Genomic DNA, 766 nt, shown 5'->3' with positions numbered 1-766 from the left:
ACCCTCTGAAACCTGAGCAAGAATTTCATGAAGCATGTCGATTGGCGTTTTCATTTACGACTCCCTCGCTATTTCTATGCCGGTTACCAGCCAGTGAATATTGGTATGCAGAACAGGAGCCAGCTTGTTGATAGCGTCACTCGGCGGGAATGCTTTACCATCCTCCCAAAGGGATACAGTCCCTTCTGGCAGCCCAGCAATCCTTTCCATCTCAGCAGGGCTGAATCTCAGCGCAATCCTGCGAGCAGCGATGCGCTTGCCGATGGTGGACATATCAACACCCTGCATAACTTCGACAGGGGCGAGAGGGGCTTCGTTGGTGGCAACTTGATCGGCATTGGCACCGAGGAGCCAGAGCGGATCGCAATTGAGGGCGCTGGCGAGAGGGAGTAACTTGTCGCAGCCAAATACGGCGCTGTTGCTTTCCCATAATGAGATTGCCTGTTTGGTGACGTTGATGGCTTCGGCAACTTGACCTTGAGTCATTCCAAGCAGCTTGCGCATAACACGAATACGCTCGCCGATGGTCAGAGTGCTCGCTGCTGGTTGCTGAGCAACCGTTTCACCACGGAGCGACGTCGGTAATTCGACGGGCTGCTGTGCCGGGTAAGGTTTTGGTGTGCGCAGGAATGCCGGGATTGACTCGAATGATGTTGGTGATTCGGTGGGTTGCGGGATGGTTGGCTGTTGAGTGGTGGTTGTGGTGCCACAGATTGAGTATTGATCGCTGAAGGCGGTGTCGTCGTTTTTGATAAATGATAATGCT

Annotated in this window: 1 protein-coding gene; it reads right to left on the bottom strand. The window is 53.4% G+C overall.

Features of this window, described 5'->3' with window-relative positions:
* Positions 1-54 precede the first annotated feature (54 nt).
* Positions 55-766: helix-turn-helix domain-containing protein (locus AAIR21_RS27740; protein ID WP_434682823.1), on the bottom strand; the 712-nt coding region annotated here is incomplete at its 5' end.

The sequence above is a fragment of the Enterobacter sp. PTB genome, from assembly GCF_051130085.1.
GTDB lineage: Bacteria > Pseudomonadota > Gammaproteobacteria > Enterobacterales > Enterobacteriaceae > Enterobacter > Enterobacter ludwigii.
Note: the sequence above shows the minus strand (reverse complement) of the source record. Positions and strands in the feature narration are given on the sequence as shown.